Consider the following 24,128-nt stretch of genomic DNA (forward strand, 5'->3'; position numbering starts at 1 on the left):
GTAAGTGTTTTCTACTTACTTAGGGAACTAAAAAAATAGGAAGGTTGTATATAATTAAAGTTGCTAGCGCTATCCATGTCCGCTCTGCGCCCAGCAACTATCAAACTTCACACTCCTTCAATCGATAAAGAAGACTTGCCGATTGGCTTCAGCCAGAGGCTTAGCCGCACTTATACCCTTGTGGTGAAAGTCAACATCAACATCAACATCAACTCACTCTCGTCGCCTGAGTTTCCTTTTTCTCCCTTCCGGTAAAAAGGAGGTTCGATTAAGCTCGCCCCTTCCTCGGGCAACATCGAACTACCTCCCATCCTGGGAGGCACAGTTTGTACGTTGCTGCGACTACTGGATGTGCTAGTGCAGGTGTTGCGAAGACGATCGCGTTTTTAACCTGCAAGGGCGCTTCCGCCTTTGTTATATCTAAAACTAAAAATAAGCCATTTTGAGAAGTTTTTGCCCTTCCCCAGTGGATTACCTTTCAAAATAGCAAAAACTTTAGTAAAATAGGTTTATAGAGTTTTTAACGGTAAATACTAAAACTAACATGTCTTTTACGGGAAAAAATATATTTTATTTTTTTAAAAGAGACTAAAAGGAAACTTGGTGATGAATGATATGCAGGAAAAAGTAAACATAACAACGGAGTATATAACGCTGGGTCAATTGATTAAAGTTCTTAATATCCTTGAATCTGGCGGCATGGTGAAAGCTTATCTACAAGATGTAGGGGCAAATGTAAATGGAGAAGTCGAACATCGCCGCGGTCGCAAGTTATATCCAGGTGACATAGTAGAAGTCGAAGGTAACGCTTATATCGTAAGTGCTGAGGACTAAGGTATATGCATATCGAACAGCTAGTCCTTAAAAACTTTAGAAATTATGACGCACTTACGCTCACCTTTGACGATAGAGTGAATGTCATTATCGGGGAGAATGCACAAGGCAAGACAAATTTGATGGAAGCAATCTATTGTCTTGCATTTACCAAATCTCACCGGACAACAAAAGAAAAAGAACTTATTCAATGGGACAAAGAATATGCTAAAATAGAAGGTAGAGTAAAAAAGAAAAACCAGGCACTTCCCCTTGAGATGATTATTTCCACGAAAGGAAAGAAGGCAAAACTAAATCATTTGGAACAACGCAGATTAAGTGATTTCATTGGTGCATTAAATGTCGTCATGTTTGCCCCGGAGGATCTGACACTTGTAAAAGGACCCCCTCAAGCCCGGAGACGGTTTATTGATATGGAGCTCGGGCAGATTCAAGCGACATATATTTATCATTTGGCACAGTATCAGAAAATATTAAAACAGCGAAATTCTCTTCTGAAACAATTACAACGTCAGGGTGGGAATCAAGTAACGATGCTTGAAGTTCTTACCGAACAGTTAATCCAGCATGCTGCCATCATTCTAGCAAAACGGTTCAGCTTTTTGAAACTGCTACGAAAATGGGCAGCACCCCTTCATCATCAAATCAGTCAAGAACTGGAAGAGCTGGAAATTAAATACGATGCTAGTGTCGATGTATCTGAGCAGGACGGCGAAGAAGAAATCGAAACGGCTTTTCGGCATAAATTCGAAGAGATTCAAGAGAAGGAGATAGAACGAGGAACAAGTCTCATCGGTCCCCACCGTGATGATTTAACCTTTTACGTAAACGGGATGGATGTTCAGACCTATGGTTCTCAAGGCCAGCAACGGACTACCGCCCTTTCCTTGAAACTCGCAGAAATTGAACTGATCCATCATGAAGTCGGCGAATACCCAATTTTATTGTTGGATGATGTATTAAGTGAGCTGGATGATTTTAGACAATCCCATTTGTTAAATACCATTCAAGGAAAAGTACAGACCTTTGTTTCGACAACAAGCGTTGATGGTATTCATCATGAAACATTGAAAGAGGCAGAATTGTTCCGGGTGACAAATGGAACCGTATCTGTAGAAAAACACTAAAGGAGGTCGTTACTTACCTTATGTTTATCGATATTGGGAATGGGAATGTCATACAATCCTCAACAATTATTGCAATAATTGATTACGAGCTTATCTCCTCATCTGTGCTTTTACAAGAAATGGTAGACCAAGCCAAACAAGAAAAAACATTAAAAGGACCAACCGTCCAAGCAAAATCCATGATGGTCACGACAAAAGGAACCTACGTCAGCACCCTATCCGTAGCAACCCTAAAAAAACGCACAAGCATCAAAGCAACCATCAAACACATGGAAGACTATTATGAGTAATTCTATGATTACTGAGATTTATCCAGACTGATTATAGTATTTATTTTGTTGAAAGAATGAAATATAAGTTTTTCCTGGGAGCAGTCCAAATACCTTGAAACTCCTGCGGGAGGATAGGCTAGGTGAGACCCCACAGAGCGTCAGCCCGAGGAGGCTTACCAGCAGAGAAGAATGAACTGCAATTCTTCATTGCCCGCGGAAAGAAAGAGGTATTTGGACTGCGAACCCTGGATAGAAAATAGAAATGAGTGAGCGATTTATGGCAGAAAATGTATCTAACAATCAATCCTATGACGCGGAACAAATTCAAGTCTTGGAAGGCCTCGAAGCTGTTCGCAAACGTCCAGGAATGTACATCGGATCCACAAGTTCAAGAGGACTCCACCATCTCGTCTGGGAAATCGTTGACAACAGTATCGACGAAGCCCTTGCTGGTTACTGTGATCATATCCAAGTCATCATCGAAAAAGACAACAGCATCACCGTAAAAGATAACGGTCGTGGTATCCCTGTCGACATCCAAAAGAAAACAGGTCGGCCAGCAGTCGAAGTTATTATGACGGTTCTTCATGCCGGCGGTAAATTCGGTGGTGGCGGTTATAAAGTTTCCGGTGGACTCCACGGAGTTGGTGCATCCGTTGTAAATGCTCTTTCCAGCGGTCTCGAAGTGTACGTACACCGTGAAGGGAAAATTCACTCGATTGCCTTTGAACAAGGTAAAGTAGTAAAAGAACTCGGTGTCATCGGTGAAACAGAGATTCAAGGAACAGAAATCCATTTCACACCGGATCCGGAAATTTTCACGGAAACGACGGAATTCGAATTTGACATATTAGAGCAGCGTCTCCGTGAGCTCGCCTTTTTAAACAAAGGTCTTACCATCACAATTGAAGATAAACGGGAAGATGCAGAGCCTGTCAGCTATTACTACGAAGGCGGAATCAATTCGTATGTTGAGTATATTAACCAGAATAAAGAAGTGCTTCATGAACCGTTTTATGCAAACGGCACATCGCAAGGTATTGAAGTTGAAATATCAGTTCAGTACAATGACGGCTTTGCCTCTAACCTTTATTCTTTCGCTAATAATATTCACACGTATGAGGGTGGTACCCATGAATTTGGATTCCGTAGTGCTTTAACCCGTGTAATTAATGAATATGCCCGTAGAAGCGGATTATTAAAAGAAAATGAAACAAACTTAACTGGGGATGATGTACGAGAAGGAATGACCGCAATTGTCTCTATCAAGCATCCGGACCCGCAATTTGAAGGTCAGACGAAAACGAAACTGGGAAACAGTGAAGTTCGTACGGTTACCGACCAAGTTTTCAGTGAAACGTTCCAAACATTTCTCCTTGAAAATCCAACGGTTGGCCGCATTATTGTCGATAAAGGACTAATGGCTTCCCGCGCAAGAGTCGCTGCGAAAAAGGCAAGAGAGCTAACGAGAAGAAAAAGTGCGCTGGAAATCTCGAACTTACCAGGTAAACTCGCTGACTGTTCCTCGAAAGATGCTTCTATTAGTGAACTGTATATCGTAGAGGGGAACTCTGCCGGCGGTTCTGCTAAAGCTGGTAGAGATAGGCATTTCCAGGCAATTTTGCCGCTTCGAGGTAAGATTCTGAACGTGGAAAAGGCAAGACTCGACCGAATCCTATCTAACGCGGAAATTCGTTCGATGATTACTGCGATAGGAACGGGAATCGGTGAAGAATTTGATATAGAAAAAGCACGTTATCATAAAATCGTAATTATGACGGACGCCGATGTCGATGGTGCTCATATCCGCACCTTGCTGCTTACATTCTTTTTCCGGTATATGCGTCCATTAATTGATTACGGATATATCTATATTGCACAGCCACCGCTATTCCAAATTAAACAAGGGAAAAACGTGCAATATGTTTATAGTGATGAGGAATTACAGGCATCCTTAGCTGAACTGCCAGAAGCACCAAAGCCAGTCATCCAGCGTTACAAGGGACTTGGTGAAATGGATGCTGATCAACTTTGGGACACAACGATGAGTCCAGAGAACCGCACCTTGCTTCAAGTTCAGCTGACGGATGCGATTGAAGCGGATCAAGTCTTTGATATGCTCATGGGCGATAAAGTAGAACCGCGCCGTGACTATATTGAGCAAAATGCAAAATACGTCCAAAACTTGGATATATAGAATGTGGAAATGAAGAGGACTTGGGCGATATCGCTCCCCTCTTTCATTTCTTGTGTACGGGGAAAAGGAGTTTCCCGACTAGGAGGTAACAGAAATGGCCGAAGAACGCAGGAATGTACAGGAAATAAATATTAGTCAGGAAATGCGGACATCTTTCCTTGATTATTCTATGAGTGTTATTGTATCAAGGGCTTTACCCGATGTACGTGACGGTATGAAGCCAGTTCACCGCAGAATCATTTATGCGATGAATGATTTAGGTATGACGCCGGATAAAGCATATAAAAAATCCGCCCGTATTGTCGGGGAAGTAATCGGTAAGTATCATCCGCATGGTGACTCTGCCGTTTATGACACGATGGTGCGAATGGCACAAGATTTCAGTTATCGCCATATGCTTGTTGATGGTCACGGAAACTTTGGTTCTGTCGATGGTGACCAAGCTGCAGCAATGCGTTATACCGAAGCGAGATTATCAAGAATATCGATGGAATTAGTCCGGGATCTGAATAAAGATACAGTTGATTTCAGCGATAACTATGATGGTTCAGAGCGAGAACCAGCTGTTTTTCCTGCCCGTTTTCCTAACTTGCTTGTGAATGGAACGTCAGGAATTGCAGTCGGAATGGCGACAAATATCCCGCCTCACAACTTAGGTGAGACGATTGATGCTGTTCTTGCTCTATCAAAAGATGAAGAGATTACAGTCGAGGAATTAATGGAGTATCTCCCAGGACCAGACTTCCCGACGGCGGGAATCATCATTGGTAGAAGCGGCATAAGAAAAGCCTATGAAACAGGTAGAGGCTCGATTACGATGCGGGCGAAGGTTGATATTGAAGAACATGCGAATGGGAAATCAACGATTATCGTAACCGAATTGCCATTCCAAGTGAATAAAGCAAGACTGGTAGAAAAGATTGCTGAACTCGTCCGGGATAAGCGAATTGACGGGATTACCGATCTGCGTGACGAATCGAGCCGTGATGGCATGCGTATTGTAATGGAAATCCGCCGTGACGCTAATGCGAACGTTATTTTAAATAATTTATATAAATATACGGCTCTGCAAACAACATTCGGTGTGAACACATTAGCACTAGTCGACGGGCAACCGCGAATTTTAAATATTAAACAATGCCTGGAGCATTATCTCACGCACCAGGTTGAAGTCATTGAAAGACGTACTGCTTTTGAACTGAAGAAAGCAGAGGCTCGTGCTCATATTTTAGAAGGATTACGGATTGCACTTGATAACCTCGATGCTGTCATTAGCTTGATTCGTAATTCGAAAACAACTGAAATTGCCCGTGAAGGCTTAATGACACAGTTCAGTCTATCAGAAAAACAGGCTCAAGCTATTCTAGACATGCGACTTCAGCGTTTAACTGGTTTAGAGCGTGAAAAGATTGAAAATGAATATAATGAATTACTCGCACTAATTGCTGAACTGAAAGCAATTCTTGCTGATGAAGAGAAAGTACTCGAAATCATCCGCGAAGAATTAATTGAAATTAAAGAGCGTTTCAGTAACGAGCGTCGTACGGAGATTGTTGTTGGAGGGGCTGGATTCTTCGAGGATGAGGATTTGATTCCGGAAGAAAACATTGTCATTACGCTCACCCACAATGGCTATATTAAACGATTGCCGGCTTCTACGTATCGTACACAGCGCCGGGGCGGCCGCGGAATTCAAGGAATGGGAACGAATGAAGATGACTTTGTCGAACAACTCGTCTCCTGCTCAACCCATGATACGATACTCTTTTTCACAAACCGTGGAAAGGTTTATCGCTTGAAGGGTTATGAAATCCCGGAATTCAGTCGTACTGCAAAGGGAATCCCAATCATCAACTTATTGCAAGTTGAAAGTGATGAGTGGATCAACGCAGTTATTGCTGTTGAAGAATATGATGAAGAAGCATATCTTCTCTTTACGACGAAGTATGGAATTGCTAAACGCACATCGCTTTCCATGTTTACGAATATTCGACGAGGCGGCTTGATTGCTGTTCATTTACGCGACGAAGATGAACTTATCTCCGTTCGCTTAACGGACGGGAAAAAGGATGTAATGATTGCAACGAAAGATGGCTATCTAATTCGTTTTGAGGAGGACCAAATTCGTCCGATGGGAAGAACAGCAGCCGGGGTGAAAGGTATTTCTTTACGGGATGAGGATGAAGTTGTCTCGATGGAAATCATAGAGCCTGGAGCGAACATTCTTCATGTGACGGAAAATGGTTACGGGAAACAGACGCCTGAAGAAGAATACCGCAGGATTAACCGTGGCGGTAAAGGTGTCTTGACGTGCCGAATTACGGATAAAACCGGAAAAGTCGTGAAAGTGAAAACAGTGACAGGCAAAGAAGATCTGATGCTCATTACAATTGCTGGTGTTCTTATCCGTATCCCGGTGGAAGAAATTTCTGAAACAGGAAGAAATGCAATGGGTGTCCGCCTCATTCGCCTACAGGACGAAGAACAAGTTTCAACTGTTGCTAAGATTGATGATGAAGAGGAACTGGAAATTGAAGAAGATTCGTCAGAAGTAACAGAAACAGAAAATACAAATGATCGTGAGCCTAACAGTAACATCCAAGAATCACCGGAAGCAGATGAAACAGATGATGACGAAGATATAGAAGAATAATTATATTCGAAGTGACCCGGAATAAACGGTTAAGCGTTTAAGGCGGGTCACTTTTCCTAATTTTTCCTTGGAGGTAGAAGTATGCGTGTTCATCCATCACAATTAGTTGCAGGTACCGTGCTTTTACTGGATGTATTGGGTAAATCCGGTCATCCGATTATAAATGAGCGAACAGTCCTAACAAATGAACATATTACCGTCCTACATAAATTTCTCATTGAATCCGTAGAAGTTTCGACTAAACTGGAAAACGGTGAAACATTTATTGCGAAAGAACAGCCAAAACGTGTAGAAAAGCCGAAACCTGTGCAGAAGAAAATTTACTTGGAACCTGAAGAGGATCGCTCCTTCCCTGCCCATTACATGGAAGCGGTGCGGGATTATAAACAACTTTTCACCGAATGGAATAACAATGTTCCTATTGATATGGTAAAGGTAAGGCAGTCTATTCTTCCCCTGCTTGAACGGATTGAGGAATTGGATATGGAAATTTTCACGCTCCATCAATACGGAACACGAGAAGATTATATTTACTACCATGGTGTTGCAGTCAGTCTCCTTTCTGCATTTTTAGGAAAGGAGCTAGGCTACCGTAAAGGGGAATGGATTCAGATTGGCTTAGCCGCCTACCTTGCAGATGCTGGGATGACACGGATTGATTTTGGTATAATTACAAAAGGATCTCCCCTAACCGAACCCGAAGAAAACGATATGAGAAATCATTCAACTTACTCTTACCGGATGGTTGAAAAAGTGACCGGTTTATCAAAGGCAGGAAAAATTGCCATTTTGCAGCACCATGAACGGATGGACGGGAGCGGGTATCCACTAGGCATACGGAATGAACAGATCAATACATTTGCCCGGATCCTTGCTGTCTGTGACACATACTATGCGATGACGAGTGACCGTTTGGAGAAGCAATCTGTTTTTAAAGCGCTGGAAGAACTTTTCCAGGAACGATATACGAAGCTTGATCCACAGATTGTTCAATCCTTTATTGAGAGTTTAGCCAGGCGAGCCGTCGGAAAAACCGTCCACCTATCGAATCATAAGACAGGGGAAATTGTTTACTTTGATGATGATCACCCAGCGTCCCCATTAGTGAAATTACACGAGACAGGTGAGATTATCGGCTTGCAAATGAATCCTAATTTACATATTGAGGAGATTATATTAGATTAAGTGGGTTTAGCGTTTGGCAGGGATTAAATGCCTGAAGGTAGTTGTTTAGTAGAGCTTCGGTTGTATATAGGGCTCTAATGATCCGTCGGCTGTGATATTCTTTCGGTCATTTACAGGGCTTCTAATGAACCGAAAATCGTAACTGCCAGCCTAACACTCCCCTAATCAAGTAACTAATTAAACCTCATTTCAGTAGATTAAACTTTATATTCAAACGATTAAAATCCAATACAGATAGAATTCTTTACGAAAGAAACAGGAGGCATTATGAATAATCAATCTTTTACCCCAGTTATCATTGGAACGGATATCAATGCCTATAATATGGCGATTTCCTTCCATGAAGCCTACGATATTCATCCTATTCTTGTCGGAAAGCAGGAAATGGGATTTACTAGCTTTAGCACGATTCCTGAACGGATCGACATTCATCCTGACTTAACGGATAAAGGGAGATTTGTTCCGATTTTAAAAGAACTCGCAGAAAGCTTACAGAACCGCAATCACCCATTAATCCTTGTTGGCACGAACGATGCGTATGTCCGTTTGATCATCGAACACGATGAAGAATTAAAAAATTATTACCGTTTCACCTATATTTCCGAGGATCTGATGAATCAGCTCCAGAAGAAAGCAAATTTCTATAAACTTTGCCGTGAATACGGAATTGATACACCGGCGACATCTTTCTATGACTGTAATGACGATGCTCCGTTCACGGAAGAAATGACCTATCCAATTATTATCAAACCAAGTAACGGAATTGAATATTATAAACACCCGTTCACTGGTCAAGAAAAGGTATACAGGGTAAATACACCGGAAGAAACAGATAAGGTCATTAAGATGATTAAGGAAAGCGGCTACCGGGATGAACTGATTATGCAAGATTATATACCGGGAGACGACACGTACATGTGGGATTCCGTCCTCTATTTGAATTCGAAAAGTAAAACGGAACTTGTTACTTTCGGACAAGTTGTTTTGCAGGAGCATACCGCAACAGCGATTGGTAACTATACATCCGTCCTAACTCGTTACAACGAAGAAATGATGAAAAAGCTACAGCAATTTCTAGAGACAGTCGGCTATGTCGGCTTTGCTAACTTCGATATGAAATATGATGAACGTGATGGGAAATTTAAAATCTTTGAAGTCAATATCCGCCAAGGCCGCTCCAGCTATTATGTAACGGCACTTGGGCACAATATGGCAAAGTACATTGTCGATGATGTACTTCATGATAAGGAAAAGTCAACTACCTATCTGAATGAAGAATATCTGTTTTCCGTTGTGCCACGGATTGTGTTAAACAACTTTGTCGAAAATGATGCAGTGAAGCAAGATGTGAATCGGCTTATTAAACAAAAAAAATGGGGTAACCCCCTCTTTTATAAAAAGGATAAGAGCTTTAAGCGTAAATTCTATATGCTGCTTAGACAATTTAACTATTATCGGAAATATAAAAACAATAAATGGTAAAATCCCCAGTATGCCTGGGGATTTTTTCTAGAAAAAGGATGAACTACCAACTGTAAAGATTTAGAATCTATTTACTATTCCTATTAAATTCGAACTGGTTGAAAAACGTCAACAATTGGCGTAAAGTAAATAAAAATAGCTAAACAAGACGAGATTGGTTACAGAATATATTAGGAGGCCAGAACAAACATGCGTGAAGATAAATTTGGGAAAGAAGGCTTAACATTTGATGATGTATTGCTTATTCCTGCCCAGTCAAATGTACTGCCGAATGAAGTGGAACTTGGAACACAGTTATCCGAAAAGTTGAAGTTGAAGTCCCCTTTTATTAGTGCCGGGATGGATACCGTTACAGAAGCAAAAATGGCAATTGCGATGGCACGTCAAGGTGGTTTCGGAGTAATCCATAAGAATATGTCCATTGAAGAACAGGCGGAAATGGTCGACCGGGTAAAACGTTCTGAAAGTGGTGTTATTACGAATCCGTTTTTCTTAACGCCAGAGCACCAAGTATATGATGCTGAACATCTTATGGGTAAATTCCGGATTTCTGGTGTGCCGATTGTAAATGATATCGAGGAGCAAAAGCTTGTCGGTATTTTAACGAACCGTGACTTGCGCTTTATCCAGGATTATTCCATCCAGATATCTGAAGTAATGACGAGTGAGAATCTTGTCACTGCCCCGGTAGGTACAACATTGAATGAAGCGGAAAAGTTACTGCAGCAGCATAAGATTGAAAAGCTTCCCCTCGTTGATGAAAATGATATCTTAAAAGGTCTTATCACGATTAAAGACATTGAGAAAGTCATCGAGTTCCCGAACTCTGCAAAGGATTCCCAAGGTAGATTACTCGTAGCAGCTGCAGTCGGTATAACCGGAGACGCAATGAGCCGTATTGAGAAGCTCGTCGAAGCTGGCGTTGACGCCATTGTAATTGATACAGCCCATGGTCACTCAGATGGTGTATTGAATCAATTGAAAAAGGTGCGAGCCGCTTATCCGGATCTTGATATTATTGCAGGGAATGTCGCAACTGCAGAAGGAACGGTAGCTTTAATTGAAGCAGGTGCAACGGTAGTCAAAGTCGGAATTGGGCCAGGTTCTATTTGTACAACCCGCGTTGTAGCTGGTGTTGGTGTACCGCAAATTTCAGCTGTCTATGAATGTGCAAAAGCAGCACAAGAATACAATGTACCTGTTATTGCCGACGGTGGAATCAAATATTCCGGTGATATTGTAAAAGCTATTGCTGCAGGAGCACATGCGGTCATGCTTGGTAGTATGTTCGCAGGTACTACGGAAAGCCCTGGGGAAACCGAAATTTACCAAGGCAGAAAATATAAAGTTTATCGTGGAATGGGATCCCTCGGCGCAATGAAAGCAGGTTCCAAGGATCGCTATTTCCAAGGAGATACCGATGATGCGAAGAAACTTGTACCAGAAGGAATTGAAGGACGTGTTCCTTATAAAGGCGCACTTTCAGATATCTCGCATCAATTAATCGGTGGTTTACGTTCTGGTATGGGATACTGTGGAACGGCAACGATTGAAGACTTACGTAAGAACGGACAATTCGTTAAAATCACGAATGCCGGCCTCCGTGAAAGCCATCCACATGATGTGCAGATCACAAAAGAAGCTCCGAACTATTCGGTACAGTAGGTTGTATCACGCATTAACGGTCTGTAATATGCCTACCGAATGAAGTTTCACTTTATTAAAATAAACACCTATTTTTCCCCAGGTTACACGCAAACCTGATAGAAAAATAGGTGTTTTTTTATCCTTTAAGCAGGTAAAATGAACGGGGGTGAATAGATAGGGAAATTACTAGAATCAGGACTTAGCTCCTTCTATTTTTTTTGATGAAAATGTGATAGAATATTTAGGTGCTGCACTATAAATTTTTTAATCATGTTGGAGGTAAAATAAGTTGATTCAAGTTACTAAAAAAACTGTATCAGGAATACTTGCATTTGTATTACTGATTACATCGTTAATGATACAGCCACTCACGATACATGCAGAAAGTACCCTTGATTTAAATGCAGAGTCTGCCATCTTAGTTGATGCGGGGACTGGAAAAGTTCTTTATGCGAAAAACGCAGATATTGCCCTTCCTCCAGCAAGTATGACGAAAATGATGACGGAATATCTTGTTCTTGAAGCAATCGATGAAGAAAAAATCGACTGGGATACAACAACACAAATCAGCGATTATGCATATAAGATTTCTGCTAATGTCCTGTTTTCAGGAATAGGTTTAACACAAAATAAAGATTATGCCGTACGTGATTTATATAATGCGATGGCTGTCTTCTCTGATAATGCGACAACCATTGCACTTGCTGAATTAATTGCAGGTTCTGAAACGGAATTTGTAAAAATGATGAATGACAAGGCTGAGGAATTAGGCCTTTCCGAATATAAATTTGTAAATAGTTCGGGTCTTGATAATGATTCCCTAGGCGATGACATGCCAGAAGGAACCGATCCGAATGCGAGTAACCTTTTGTCTGCACGCTCTGCCGCTCAGCTTGCCTATCATTTAGTTAATGATTACCCGGAAGCTCTAGAAATTTCCAGCCAGACAGAAGTAGAATTTGATGAGCACAAAGTAGAAAACTTAAATTGGATGCTTCCCCATGAAGCGACATATCTACAGTCATTCCATTATGAAGGAATGGACGGACTGAAGACAGGTAATACAGAGCTTGCTGGATTCACGTTTACTGGAACAGCGGAACGGGATGGAACTCGTCTCATTACCGTTGTGATGAAAACTGGTTCAAAAGAAGAGCGTTTCAAAGAAACAGCGAAATTACTTGATTATGGTTTCAATAATTTCGCATCTGAAGAATTATTCCCGGCTGGTCATCAGCTGGAAGACGAGGGAACTCTCCCTGTAGCTAAAGGTAAAGAAAATGAAGTTAGTGTCTCTATTAGTGAGGGCATTGCGATTCCAATCCAATCTGAAGAAACGGAATTATACAGTTTGGAATATAATATTGATGAAGAGAAGCTGAATGATAACAACGAAATTGTCGCACCAATTGAAAAAGGTGAAAAGCTTGGTACTGCAACGCTTGTATATCAAGGAGAAGCAACCGATCATGGTTATATATTCGACCAGGAATCCGTCGTTGTTGATGTGGTCAGTGATGAAGCAGTTGAAAAAGCAAACTGGTTTATGCTTACGATAGGTGCAATCGGTGACTTCTTCGGCAATGTCTTCACAACAGCAGTAGATTGGATTAAAGGATTGTTTTAATCTGTTCTAATAGGAATCATAGCCAAATGAATATATTTAAGCATTGATTTTCGCTATATAAAGAATAAAACAAAAGTAGCAATGAAATATTAGCTAAAGCATGCTTGCTTTTTTTAAGTGAATCGGCTATGATGGTAGCAAATCAGATGAATTAAAGGTATTGACAGGAAATAGTAGCAGTTCGTTCTTCTAAAGAGAGTCGATGGTTGGTGCGAATCGACGTTGAAAAGCTGTGAATCCATCCTTGAACTGGTTTATCGAACAGGACTTGTTCCAGAGTAAATAAACCCGGGGTCTCTGCACCGTTAAAGCAGATCGAGCCGGAAGAGATTTTCTTTTCAACAAGGGTGGCAACGCGGGAATATCAACTCTCGTCCCTATTATTAGGGATGGGAGTTTTTTGATTTTAAAATATAATTTTTCTAATAAAAGGAGGAAATGCAAATGTTGGACATGAAATTTTTACGGAACAATTATGAAGAAGTGAAAGCGAAACTTCAGCACCGGGGTGAAGACTTATCCGAGCTCGATACATTTGGTGAACTCGATGAGAAACGCCGGAAATTGATCGCTGAGACAGAGCAGTTGAAAGCGAAAAGAAATGCTGCGACACAAGAAATTGCGAAGTTGAAGAAAGAGAAGCAGGATGCGGATGTTGCGATTCAGGAAATGCGTCAAGTCGGTGAGGAGATTTCCAAGCTTGATAAAGAATTGAAAGAAGTGGAAGCAAGACTTGAACAGGTCATGTATGCCATCCCGAACATTCCACATGAGAGTGTGCCAATTGGTGAGGATGAAGAAGATAACGTCGTCCATCGCACGTGGGGAGAGCAGCCGGAATTCTCTTTTGAAGTGCAACCGCATTGGGATATCGCAACAAACTTGAACATTTTAGATTTCGAACGTGCAGCTAAAGTTACCGGTAGCCGCTTTGTTTTCTATACGGGACTTGGTGCAAGGCTTGAGCGTGCTTTATTGAACTTCATGATGGACTATCATGCAGATCATCACGGTTATACGGAAATCCTACCGCCATATATCGTGAATCGCATGAGTATGACCGGTACAGGACAGCTTCCGAAATTTGCGGAGGATGCCTTTAAACTCGAGGACTGGGATTATTATTTGATTCCGACTTCAGAAGTACCCGTCACGAACTATCACCGTGATGAGATCATGCTTGATTTACCGAAGCGGTATGTTGCGTACAGTGCCAACTTCCGTTCTGAAGCTGGCTCTGCTGGACGTGATACGAGAGGTTTGATTCGGCAGCATCAATTTAACAAAGTCGAGCTCGTCCACTTTGCAAAGCCTGAGGATTCTTATGAGACATTGGAGACATTAACAGGTCACGCGGAGAAAATCCTGCAGGAATTAGAGTTACCATACCGTGTGATGAGCATGTGTACTGGTGATTTAGGATTTACTGCTGCAAAAAAATACGATATTGAAGTATGGATTCCAAGCCAGGACACGTACCGGGAGATTTCTTCTTGCTCTAACTTTGAGGATTTCCAAGCAAGACGTGCTGGCATACGTTTTCGTCGTGATACGAATGCGAAGCCTGAATTCGTGCATACATTGAACGGTTCTGGTCTTGCAGTCGGTCGTACAGTCGCCGCTATACTAGAGAATAACCAGCAGGAAGACGGTTCTGTTGTCGTACCGAAAGCACTTATTCCTTATATGGGTGGAAAAAAAGTTATTAAATAGAGCATGTTAACCAGCTGGTTGTAGAAAATGTCGCCAGCTGGTTTTTTTTCATAAGTTTCTCTGAAATAGATTGACAAGCATAAATTATTTATGGTATATTATATCTTGTGACTATGGAGGTATACCCAAGTCTGGCTGAAGGGGTCGGTCTTGAAAACCGAAAGGCGGGTCAAACCGCGCGGGGGTTCGAATCCCTCTACCTCCTCCATATTTATAAATCATGAATCCTTTAAAACGCTTATTCTTATTGAATGGAGCGTTTTTTGTTCTTTACAACATACATGCTCAAGTTTAAGTTAAACCCGCTCTCATTCTCATAATAAAATACCGAACTACTCACCTAATAGTACCCATTTTCGAAATCCCCACTTGACAAAGAACACAATTCATTCTACTATTAACAGAAATAACATACACTTTAGACGATGATCAGACTAGTAATACGCGAACTGTCCGACAGAAAATGGGATTCACCGGCTGAGAGATCCCTGCGCACAAGCTTGTATGAACCTACCTGGGAGTCGTTAGCGATAAACTAACCGCAGGAAACTGTGTTATCAATGCAGAGAGGGCAATTTATTGCCAAAAATAGGTGGTACCGCGGAGCTGATTCCGTCCTTGTTGCAGGGATGGAATCAGCTTTTTTAGTTGTGAAAAAGAAAAGAAGAGGTGTTCGAATTGCGTAAACGTATTGTGTTTGTAGGGTGCGGCTCGATGGCAGAAGCAATCATGGCCGGCATACTGCAGACGAAGACAGTAGATAAAAATGATATTTATGTAACAAATAAACAAGATGAGGAACGATTGAATGATATAGCAGCTATGTATGGCGTGCAGACATCTTATGATAAAGAAGAGCTGTTAGACCTGGCAGATGTCGTTATCTTAGCAATGAAGCCAAAAGATTTAACGGATTCAATAAGTGAAATCCGCTCATTTATAAGAGAAGATCAACTCGTCATTTCTATTATTGCAGGCATCATGACGGAAACAATTGAGAAAATAATTGGAAAAAGGAATGCTGTCATTCGAGCGATGCCAAATACATCAGCACAAATTGGTTATTCAGCCACTGCAATCGCAGGCGGCAAATATGTCGATGAAGAAAAAATCAATTTTACGAAGAAATTATTCCAATCGATTGGAATAACGAAGGTAGTGAATGAAGCGGATATGCATACGGTGACAGCCGTTTCTGGGAGCGGTCCAGCATTCGTCTACTATTTTGTTGAAGCGATGACAAAAGCGGCTCTAGAAGCCGGAATGGAAGCTTCTACGGCTGATGCGCTGATTACCCAGACAATTATCGGTGCTGGGAAAATGCTGGAGCAGTCAGGGCAACCAGCTTCCACTTTAAGGGAAAATATTACGAGTGAAGGTGGAACAACTGCAGCAGGACTACAAACGCTTAAATCAAATGATTTTGAGGAAATTATTATCGCTTGTATCGAAAGTGCCCGGCTTCGTTCCATCGATTTGGGAAAAACGTTTTAAGCAGAGAAAAAAGGCGGGGAAAAACTGCCCTGTCTTTCCTTTCTGCTCTTGGTTTTTCTTCTTAATTTTTGTATAATAGTAATGTTACCTATCTTCCCCACTATGGCTCCGTAGCTCAGGGGATAGAGCGTTAGTTTCCTAAACTATGCGTCGCAGGTTCGAATCCTGCCGGGGCCGCTTAAAAAATCATTTATCCACATGTGGATAAATGATTTTTTTATTTTTTGACTGGTCACATCTCTTAAAATGTATTACATTAAACCTATCCTAGGGAGGTAATGAAATGAATCGGTATCTTGACGAGGTCGTCAGTCGCATGATTTAGTCACCAAGTTGAACATCTATATGGATTATGGTGTCAAGGAATATTGGATTGCTAATCCGATGTTGAATACCATTACAATTTATTCGCTTAATCGTGAAAATATGTATGAACAATCCGATATGAAAACAGATCATGGAAAAGTTACATCAAAGCTTTTTGGTGGTATTCAGATTGATTTGTCTTATCTATTTAAAGAATAATAATGCTCATTTATTAAAAGCACAGGCAGACTTTATCTCTGTGCTTTGCTCTTTTAATAAAAAACGTTTCCGAAACTTTTCAGCTAAATTACTTTTAAAGTGTCACAAAATGTTCTAAAATAGATTTAAGTTCGTACAAGATTTACATTATTTCATGTAGTTAGAAATGTTAACGGTTACAAAAAAGGAGAGGTGAATGATGGATATGAAGCCAATTCCCGCAAGAGATGGGGACTATAACTTACAGGATTATGATTCATACAGGGAGAATTTTTCCTGGGGGAATGTGTTGCAGCATCTCAGTATGCAGCAGACGGGAAAGGTGAATATGGCGTATGAAGCATTGGATCGCCATGCAGAAGACCCGGAGAAAAAGGACAAGCTTGCATTAATCTATTCGAGTCCTGACCGAGAGGAAGCATTCACATTTCTTGAACTGAGTAAACGCAGTAACAAGTTTGCGAATGTACTTCGAAAATATAATGTACGTAAAGGAGACCGCGTCTTTCTTTTCATGCCGCGCAGTCCGGAATTTTATGCCGCCTTTTTTGGAGTTTTAAAAACCGGTGCCGTTGCTGGTCCCCTCTTTGAAGCATTCATGGAGCAGGCCGTAAGAGACCGGTTAAAAGATAGTGAAGCAAGTGTGCTCATTACAACAGCTGAATTATTGGAGCGTGTTCCTTATACGGAACTCCCCAATTTGGAAAATATCATAATCGTTGGCGAGGATTCGGATAAGGAAGGAGCTTTCATTAGTTTTGAAGAAGAGATGGAAGCTGCGTCAGATGAATTTGAAATGGAATGGGTTGACTTAGAGGACGGGATGCTGCTGCATTATACGTCTGGTTCCACTGGCAGGCCTAAAGGGGTCTATCATGTGCATAACGCCATGATCCAGCATTATGCGACCGGAGAGTGGGTCCTTGATCTGAAGCCGGATGATGTGTATTGGTGCACGGCAGACCCAGGCTGGGTGACCGGGACAAGCTATGGTATATTTGCCCCTTGGCTGAACGGGGTGACGAATGTTGTCCGCGGTGGAAGATTTACACCGGAATCCTGGTATGAAACACTTGAAAAATACAAAGTCACAGTTTGGTATACTGCTCCAACGGCCTTACGCATGCTTGTGAGTCACGGGGAAGATAAAGTGAAGCAGTATGATTTATCCGCATTACGTCATATTTTAAGTGTCGGTGAGCCGCTCAATCCGGAAGTGATTACATGGGGATTGCGTGCCTTTGATTTACGGATTCATGATACATGGTGGATGACAGAAACAGGTGCACAACTGATTGTGAATCTCCAGTGTAATGAAATCCGACCAGGATCTATGGGGAAACCAATTCCTGGAATTGAAGCATCCATCATTGACCACGAAGGAAATGAACTGCCGCCAAATCAGATGGGTAATCTTGCAATTAAAGCGGGCTGGCCAGCAATGATGCGCCAGATTTGGAATAACCCGGGTAAATTTGAAAGTTATTTTATCAATGGCTGGTATATTTCTGGAGACAGTGCTTACCGGGATGAAGATGGTTATTTTTGGTTCCAGGGGCGTCTGGATGACGTGATTAATACATCTGGAGAGCGGGTTGGTCCATTTGAAGTTGAATCGAAATTGATTGAACACCCTGCTGTTGCGGAAGCTGGTGTTATTGGGAAACCCGACCCAGAACGTGGAGAAATTATTAAAGCATTTATTACACTAAATGATGGATATGAGGAATCAGAGGATTTACTTCAAGACATCCGCAAATTTGTCAAAACTGGTTTAAGTGCGCATGCTGCACCAAGGGAAATTGAAATCAAGGATACGATACCAAAAACGAGAAGCGGAAAAATTATGCGCCGCCTCTTGAAGTCATGGGAGCTCGGGCTGCCAACTGGAGACACATCAACATTGGAAAATTAATTGAAGTTAAAAAATCCTGCATGCATAAGAGTGCAGGATTTGAATATTATTATCTGGAAACGGAAAATCCAGTGCAATTGGCGGATTTTGTGTACCATGATGCATAACAGTTTATAAAATATTAAACGGTGGATGAAAAAGGAAGATACACATGAATTGTACAACTAACGATGAAGAAACAGCTATTATCCATTACTACCCAGGAACAACTATTAGAATGCAGCCTGGTGATGTGCTCTATTCCCATAAGTATGCCCTTTCTTCATTTTTAGTCGGACACACCGGAATTGTCGGTACGAATTACCGTATTTATCATGTGAATCGCTGGAAGGAGTTCGGTCACGCTGATAGTATGCCAATCTATCTTTCGCGTCACCGGGAGGAAGAAAAAATCACCATTCTCCGCCATTCCAATGAACAGGAAGCGAGTCAAGCAGCAAAATGGGCAATGCAGTATTATGACAATGTGCAACGCTATACGTATGTACGCGATTTAACCCGGCTGGAAGCTAATTATTGCTCCAAATTCACCTGGCAAGCCTTTTACTATGGCACAGAAGGACGAGTGGATTTATTACAGATAGGAAAAAGAAAGTCTTTTAAAAAATTTGTGATGCCTGGTGCAATTTATCGTCGTCTCGAAAAGATCGCAAGCTTCGAAAATACATTGTACCGGTAGATATTTATGTTTTAGAAATCATAAAATGGGAACACTTCATTATGTATAATCATTAATAAAGGAGTTGCTATTGATGGGTAAAAAAATTGCTACAGTCATTACAGACCTATTTGAGGACTCGGAATATACAGAGCCGGCAAAGGAATTTGAAGATGCCGGACATGAAGTAGTTACAATCGGTGCAAAAAAAGGTGAAACAGTCATCGGGAAACAGAAGGACGCCAAGGTTCCGATTGAATATGGAATTGATGACGTGGATCCGAACGATTTTGACGCTCTCTTTATCCCAGGTGGTTTTTCACCAGACCAATTGCGGGCGGATGACCGATTTGTAGAATTTGCCAAACATTTCATGGACGAGAAAAAACCGGTATTCGCGATTTGCCATGGTCCACAGTTACTCATTACAGCAAAAACGCTCGAAGGCCGTGATGCAACAGGTTATAAATCAATTCAAGTAGATATGGAGTATGCTGGAGCGAAGGTTAGAGATGAAGAAGTAGTCGTTTGCCAGAACCAACTCGTTACGAGCCGGCAGCCAGACGATATTCCAGCATTTACCCGAGAATCACTGAATGTATTGAAATAAGTGGAACACTCTCTCAAGTCTATTCTTGAGAGAGTGTTTTTCAAGTTTTATAAATAAACAAGAACACTCGTGACTTCAGTCATGAGAGGTTCAAACGGGATCAATATTTGCTTTCATGACGGAGCGCATTAAATATAGCGCATAGTCATTTGTATTCTTTTCCTCTGAAGCCATACAGTTCTCTGGTATGTGCAGGTCCATTTTATACATATAAGCATCCTTCGCTGTGAATAAAATACAAATATCCCCTGCTATTCCCGCAAGAATGAGCGAATACCGATTCAAATCAGTCAGCAGCGAATGGAGCGGCGTCTGGAAAAAGGCGGAATGTTGTGGTTTAATAAAGAAATAATCATCATCATCTGGTTTCATCGCTTCAATTATTTCTTTACTGCTATGATTCGTGCACTGTTTAATAATTTTATCAAAGTCAGCTTGCCATAATCCATAATGGTCATTAACATAGATGACTGGCAGGTTATTTTCTTTTGCAAATTCTTTTAGCTTGATTAAATTTGGCAAAATCTTCTCTGTATTTCTTAATAATTTATCCCCACCGGGAAAATTGAAATCGTTGATGATATCAATGAAAACAACGGCTGTATCTTTCAAGTTCTGCATCGTATTCGCTCCTTTGTGGATATTATATCTAAAATAAATGTCTTATTAGTTATTTCCTAATCTTATGATTTCAAACTTCTATAGAAATGTGGGTTATCTTATGTCTGATGAAAAATTTATGCAAGCAGCGATCAGTGAAGCAATAAAAGCAAGAGGGCGAAATGAAGTGCCGATCGGTGCAGTCATCGTTCAGGATGGTGAAGTCATTGCGAGCGGATATAATCTTCGGGAAACATCGCAACAGACTCTCTCGCATGCTGAACTTCTCGCTATCGAAGCGGCCAATGAAAAAGTCGGCAGCTGGCGCCTTGAGGACTGTACGTTATACATCACCTTAGAGCCATGCCCGATGTGCGCTGGAGCTATCGTGCAATCACGGATTAAACGTGTTGTCTACGGGGCACCGGATCCGAAAGCCGGTTGTGCGGGAACGTTATTCAATTTGCTGGAGGAACCGAGGTTCAATCACCAAGTAGAAGTAACAAGCGGTGTCTTACAGGAAGAATGTGCCAGTTTACTTACTGATTTTTTTAAGACGCTAAGGCAGCGAAAAAAATAAGTAAACTCCCGCTTCCGTTTATGAAATGTTTTCCATTGCAAACAGTAACGGAAAACGTTATAATGGTATTTACCGTGCTAAGCGGGGAGGTAGCGGTGCCCTGTACTCGCAATCCGCTATAGCGAGGCCGAATCCCTTGCCGAGGTACGGCGACTGTATGGTCAGCCTTAGTGAATTGGTGTTGACGCTCGGGTCCTGCGCAACAGGAACCCATGAACCCTGTCAGGTCCGGAAGGAAGCAGCAGTAAGTGGTCATTCTTGTGTGCCGCAGGGAAGCCTTGGCCGAGCCATGAAGCTAAGAAGCGCATAGGGACGTCGTATCGACGTGAGGTGCACGGTATACATATTTCGTGAGCAACGACTTTAGACATCACAAAATGGTGTTGTCTAGAGTCGTTTTTTATTTTTCAATTGTAACGTGATAAACTAACAGTAGTTAAGAGAGATTAAAGGAGGCGCTCCTCATGTCTTTTACCGATACGGATATTATGGATGATATCATGCAGCAAATCGTTTCGAAAAAAATCACTCCAGGGACAAAACTACCTTCGGAAAATGAACTTGCCGATAGATACCATGTTCCAAGAATGACTGTGCGCAGTGCCCTAACGAAATTAGAAGAGAGAGGACTCGTCTACTCTGTCCAAGGAAAAGGACGGTATTTACAGGAAAAAACGAAGCAAATTCAATTGTCGCTTACGGGAAAAACAAGTTTTACGGAAAAGATGCAGCAACTCGGTTATGATTTAAAAACTGAAAACCGGTACTGTGAAAAAATCAATTTTGACGAGAAAATTTATGATGCACTTCAAGCTGAAGAAACGGATGCAGTCTACCAAATCGGCCGGCTGCGCTTCATTGATAATGAACCGATTGCAATTCATCATTCCTTTGTTAGGAAAGCGCACTTTCCCAAGATAAAGGAAGACGGTCCGCAGATTACGTCAATGTTCGCTTATTACCGCAAACTTGGATACAATCATTTTTCCAGTAGCGAAACAATACTTAGCATTACGTTTCCTACCGCAAAAGAGCAAGAACTCCTCTCCTGCCAAAGCCTCGTTCCTCTCCTAGTCGTTGAAACGAATTGTCTGGACATGGAGACGAAGGAAGTAATAGAATACACGAAAATTTTATATCGCAGTGATAAATTCACTTATGACATCACTGCAGGTTAACATAGGGAGGTATCGAAAATGGGGAAAATCATTGAATTAAATCAAAGTCACTATGACGAGATATTTTCATTATCCCAATTTGCATTTCAATATGAACTAACAGAAGAGGAATTACATAAGAAAAAAGAAGAAGCAGAAAGATATGCTATTTGGGGGATGATGGATGGAGAAAGAATCGCTGCTAAGCTGCATTTGATTCCATTAGCTGTATCTATTAATGGTATCCCGTTTGAGATGGGAGGGATAGCTTCGGTTGCGACGTGGCCTGAATACCGGAGAAAAGGAATGGTAAAGGAGCTGCTGCGTCATGCATTGCAGACCATGAAAGCACAAGGACAGACGATTTCATTCCTTCATCCATTTTCTGTTCCATTCTACCGCCAATATGGCTGGGAGGTGGCTTTTGCAGAAAAACATTATGAGATCCCAATGAAAAATGTAAAGCAGAATTGGAACGGGAAAGGCTATGTCAGAAGAGTGAATAGCGACATCCCTTTACTGGATTCCATATACCGCAAGTATATCAAAAATTACAATGGTGCTTTATTGCGAGATGAAAAATGGTGGAAACAGCGAGTACTTAAAGATCAGCATATGATTGCAGTCGCCTATGATGAAGAGAACCAGGCGGAAGGATATATTATTTATCAGCTAAAAGACCGGTTGTTCAAGGTAGATGAGTTTGTTTACAATACGACGAATGCACTTAAGGTATTCATGCAATTTATCGCCAATCATGACTCCATGGCTGAAAAGGTAGAAATGGTTGTTCCAGAAAATGATTTATTGCCATTACTCGTGCATGAACCGCGCTTCAAGCAAAAGATCATGCCATATTTTATGGCAAGGATTGTGGATGTGGAAGCTTTTTTAAAGGAGTATATGAGTAGTATCTCTACAGCCTTCGGTTCATTATCTATTAGGGTTGAAGATCCTTTTATAGAAGAGAATACGGGGATATACACACTTCATGAGGCAGATGGTAAGATTGATATCGTCTACGAGTCAGTAATGAATAATATAAAAGGTCCTGTGATAAGCTGCACGGTGCAACAACTTACTACGATGCTGCTAGGTTACCAGCGACCGGAAGATTTATATCAATTGGAACTGATTAGTGGAGACACTGAAGCAATTGAACTGTTAGAATATATTATTCCGAGAAAACAGACGTACTTCACAGATTTTTTCTAAGTGAGTGATTGGAAAGACCATTAAATGAAGAGGTTGGGACATAACGATAAGTTTAGGTTATGTCTCAACCTCTTTTTTTACTGGGACAAATGTACGGACCCCTTGTCCCACTTTTTACAGAAACTAAACACTAGCTTAACACACCCGACTTGGCGACAAGTTAAGCTTAAATTGTGAAGGAGGTTGGGCGGAAAAATGAAAAGACGGAGACGGACGAGAATTCTTATCGAAGGAAACCCTATTTTGGCCAAAAGATTATCTGAAACAATAACAGCAACCTATGAGTGGAAGGAAATTATTGCCCCGCACTACGGACTTACGATGGTGAAAATGCGGGAGTCTGCTAAAAATTCACTTTTTTATATCGGTGAGGTGCTTATTACCGAAGCAAAAATAGAAATCAATGGAGCAATCGGCATTGGTATTGTCGAAGGAATGAAGGAGCAGATTGCACGCCAGTTAGCAATAATTGATGCAGCTTACAACGCAAACTTACCAGAAACTCAAGGATGGGGAGCAGATCTTTTATTAGAAGAAGTAAGGATTAATGAACAAAAAGCGTTGGAACAGACCAAACTCTTTGAAACAAAAGTGGACTTCCAAACGATGGAAATGGACAGTTAACGAATAAAAACGA

22 protein-coding genes, 2 tRNA genes, 1 other RNA gene and 1 other annotated feature are annotated in these 24,128 nt (G+C 41.4%); of the genes, 23 read left to right on the forward strand and 2 right to left on the reverse strand.

Annotated features, from left to right (window positions below; translation table 11 throughout):
• Positions 1 to 170 precede the first annotated feature (170 nt).
• On the reverse strand, positions 171 to 296 hold the full coding sequence (locus LZD48_RS18790) for a hypothetical protein (protein WP_255771035.1): 126 nt from the start codon (positions 294 to 296) through the stop codon (positions 171 to 173).
• Positions 297 to 615: 319 nt separating this feature from the next.
• Here LZD48_RS18790 and yaaA point away from each other — a divergent pair, with 319 nt between their 5' ends.
• The 18 genes from yaaA (at position 616) to LZD48_RS12905 (ending at position 19,939) form a co-directional block, all read left to right on the forward strand.
• Positions 616 to 834, forward strand: coding sequence for a S4 domain-containing protein YaaA (gene yaaA / locus LZD48_RS12825; RefSeq protein ID WP_235763197.1), 219 nt, complete (start codon positions 616 to 618; stop codon positions 832 to 834).
• 5 nt (positions 835 to 839) lie between these two features.
• The gene (gene recF, locus LZD48_RS12830) at positions 840 to 1,961 is read left to right on the forward strand and encodes a DNA replication/repair protein RecF (RefSeq protein WP_235763132.1); all 1,122 of its coding nucleotides are present in this window, start codon (positions 840 to 842) and stop codon (positions 1,959 to 1,961) included.
• A gap of 20 nt (positions 1,962 to 1,981) precedes the next feature.
• Positions 1,982 to 2,251 carry an extracellular matrix regulator RemB gene (remB, locus tag LZD48_RS12835; RefSeq protein ID WP_235763133.1) on the forward strand — a complete coding sequence of 90 codons (270 nt, stop codon included), beginning with the start codon at positions 1,982 to 1,984 and terminating at the stop codon, positions 2,249 to 2,251.
• Between the two features lie 259 nt (positions 2,252 to 2,510).
• Positions 2,511 to 4,430 carry a DNA topoisomerase (ATP-hydrolyzing) subunit B gene (gene gyrB / locus LZD48_RS12840; RefSeq protein ID WP_235763134.1) on the forward strand — a complete coding sequence of 640 codons (1,920 nt, stop codon included), beginning with the start codon at positions 2,511 to 2,513 and terminating at the stop codon, positions 4,428 to 4,430.
• A gap of 94 nt (positions 4,431 to 4,524) precedes the next feature.
• Complete coding sequence (gyrA, locus tag LZD48_RS12845) at positions 4,525 to 7,083, forward strand: DNA gyrase subunit A (RefSeq protein WP_235763135.1); 2,559 nt, start codon at positions 4,525 to 4,527, stop codon at positions 7,081 to 7,083.
• Between the two features lie 81 nt (positions 7,084 to 7,164).
• Positions 7,165 to 8,268: an HD-GYP domain-containing protein gene (locus tag LZD48_RS12850; protein ID WP_235763136.1), complete on the forward strand. Its 1,104-nt coding sequence runs from the start codon at positions 7,165 to 7,167 to the stop codon at positions 8,266 to 8,268.
• A 267-nt stretch (positions 8,269 to 8,535) separates the two neighbouring features.
• Positions 8,536 to 9,750, forward strand: coding sequence for a carboxylate--amine ligase (locus tag LZD48_RS12855; protein ID WP_235763137.1), 1,215 nt, complete (start codon positions 8,536 to 8,538; stop codon positions 9,748 to 9,750).
• A gap of 189 nt (positions 9,751 to 9,939) precedes the next feature.
• On the forward strand, positions 9,940 to 11,415 hold the full coding sequence (gene guaB, locus LZD48_RS12860) for an IMP dehydrogenase (protein WP_235763138.1): 1,476 nt from the start codon (positions 9,940 to 9,942) through the stop codon (positions 11,413 to 11,415).
• 271 nt (positions 11,416 to 11,686) lie between these two features.
• Complete coding sequence (locus tag LZD48_RS12865; RefSeq protein WP_235763139.1) at positions 11,687 to 13,024, forward strand: serine hydrolase; 1,338 nt, start codon at positions 11,687 to 11,689, stop codon at positions 13,022 to 13,024.
• A gap of 151 nt (positions 13,025 to 13,175) precedes the next feature.
• Positions 13,176 to 13,406, forward strand: a binding site (T-box leader).
• Positions 13,407 to 13,468: 62 nt separating this feature from the next.
• Positions 13,469 to 14,737: a serine--tRNA ligase gene (gene serS, locus LZD48_RS12870; RefSeq protein ID WP_235763140.1), complete on the forward strand. Its 1,269-nt coding sequence runs from the start codon at positions 13,469 to 13,471 to the stop codon at positions 14,735 to 14,737.
• 115 nt (positions 14,738 to 14,852) lie between these two features.
• Positions 14,853 to 14,945 (forward strand) — tRNA-Ser (locus LZD48_RS12875).
• Positions 14,946 to 15,297: 352 nt separating this feature from the next.
• Positions 15,298 to 15,423 carry a hypothetical protein gene (locus tag LZD48_RS18795; RefSeq protein WP_255771036.1) on the forward strand — a complete coding sequence of 42 codons (126 nt, stop codon included), beginning with the start codon at positions 15,298 to 15,300 and terminating at the stop codon, positions 15,421 to 15,423.
• Positions 15,416 to 16,231: a pyrroline-5-carboxylate reductase gene (gene proC, locus LZD48_RS12880; RefSeq protein ID WP_235763141.1), complete on the forward strand. Its 816-nt coding sequence runs from the start codon at positions 15,416 to 15,418 to the stop codon at positions 16,229 to 16,231. Before LZD48_RS18795 ends, proC begins: the two co-directional genes overlap by 8 nt.
• Before the next feature lie 104 nt (positions 16,232 to 16,335).
• A tRNA-Arg gene (locus LZD48_RS12885) sits at positions 16,336 to 16,408 on the forward strand.
• A gap of 168 nt (positions 16,409 to 16,576) precedes the next feature.
• Complete coding sequence (locus tag LZD48_RS12890) at positions 16,577 to 16,756, forward strand: Uma2 family endonuclease (protein WP_235763142.1); 180 nt, start codon at positions 16,577 to 16,579, stop codon at positions 16,754 to 16,756.
• 199 nt (positions 16,757 to 16,955) lie between these two features.
• Positions 16,956 to 18,671 (forward strand): acetate--CoA ligase, encoded by a 1,716-nt coding sequence (gene acsA / locus LZD48_RS12895; RefSeq protein WP_235763198.1) that lies wholly within the window; start codon positions 16,956 to 16,958, stop codon positions 18,669 to 18,671.
• Between the two features lie 151 nt (positions 18,672 to 18,822).
• Positions 18,823 to 19,350, forward strand: a complete 528-nt coding sequence (locus tag LZD48_RS12900; RefSeq protein ID WP_235763143.1) for a hypothetical protein — start codon at positions 18,823 to 18,825, stop codon at positions 19,348 to 19,350.
• Positions 19,351 to 19,423: 73 nt separating this feature from the next.
• Complete coding sequence (locus LZD48_RS12905; RefSeq protein WP_235763144.1) at positions 19,424 to 19,939, forward strand: type 1 glutamine amidotransferase domain-containing protein; 516 nt, start codon at positions 19,424 to 19,426, stop codon at positions 19,937 to 19,939.
• Positions 19,940 to 20,029: 90 nt separating this feature from the next.
• On the opposite strand, the gene LZD48_RS12910 is transcribed toward LZD48_RS12905, so the two are convergent.
• The gene (locus LZD48_RS12910) at positions 20,030 to 20,560 is read right to left on the reverse strand and encodes a cysteine hydrolase family protein (protein WP_235763145.1); all 531 of its coding nucleotides are present in this window, start codon (positions 20,558 to 20,560) and stop codon (positions 20,030 to 20,032) included.
• A 100-nt stretch (positions 20,561 to 20,660) separates the two neighbouring features.
• On the opposite strand from LZD48_RS12910, the gene tadA reads away from it, so the two are divergent.
• From tadA to phnG, 5 genes are all read left to right on the forward strand, one after another.
• Complete coding sequence (gene tadA / locus LZD48_RS12915; protein ID WP_235763146.1) at positions 20,661 to 21,119, forward strand: tRNA adenosine(34) deaminase TadA; 459 nt, start codon at positions 20,661 to 20,663, stop codon at positions 21,117 to 21,119.
• Positions 21,120 to 21,191: 72 nt separating this feature from the next.
• Positions 21,192 to 21,457, forward strand: an RNA gene (gene ffs, locus LZD48_RS12920) — signal recognition particle sRNA large type.
• Positions 21,458 to 21,583: 126 nt separating this feature from the next.
• Complete coding sequence (locus tag LZD48_RS12925) at positions 21,584 to 22,297, forward strand: GntR family transcriptional regulator (protein WP_235763147.1); 714 nt, start codon at positions 21,584 to 21,586, stop codon at positions 22,295 to 22,297.
• An 18-nt stretch (positions 22,298 to 22,315) separates the two neighbouring features.
• On the forward strand, positions 22,316 to 23,491 hold the full coding sequence (locus LZD48_RS12930; protein ID WP_235763148.1) for a GNAT family N-acetyltransferase: 1,176 nt from the start codon (positions 22,316 to 22,318) through the stop codon (positions 23,489 to 23,491).
• A 195-nt stretch (positions 23,492 to 23,686) separates the two neighbouring features.
• Positions 23,687 to 24,115, forward strand: a complete 429-nt coding sequence (gene phnG, locus LZD48_RS12935) for a phosphonate C-P lyase system protein PhnG (protein ID WP_235763149.1) — start codon at positions 23,687 to 23,689, stop codon at positions 24,113 to 24,115.
• Positions 24,116 to 24,128: the final 13 nt, after the last annotated feature.

The sequence above is a fragment of the Oceanobacillus alkalisoli genome, assembly GCF_021556485.1.
Lineage (GTDB): Bacteria > Bacillota > Bacilli > Bacillales > Amphibacillaceae > Oceanobacillus > Oceanobacillus alkalisoli.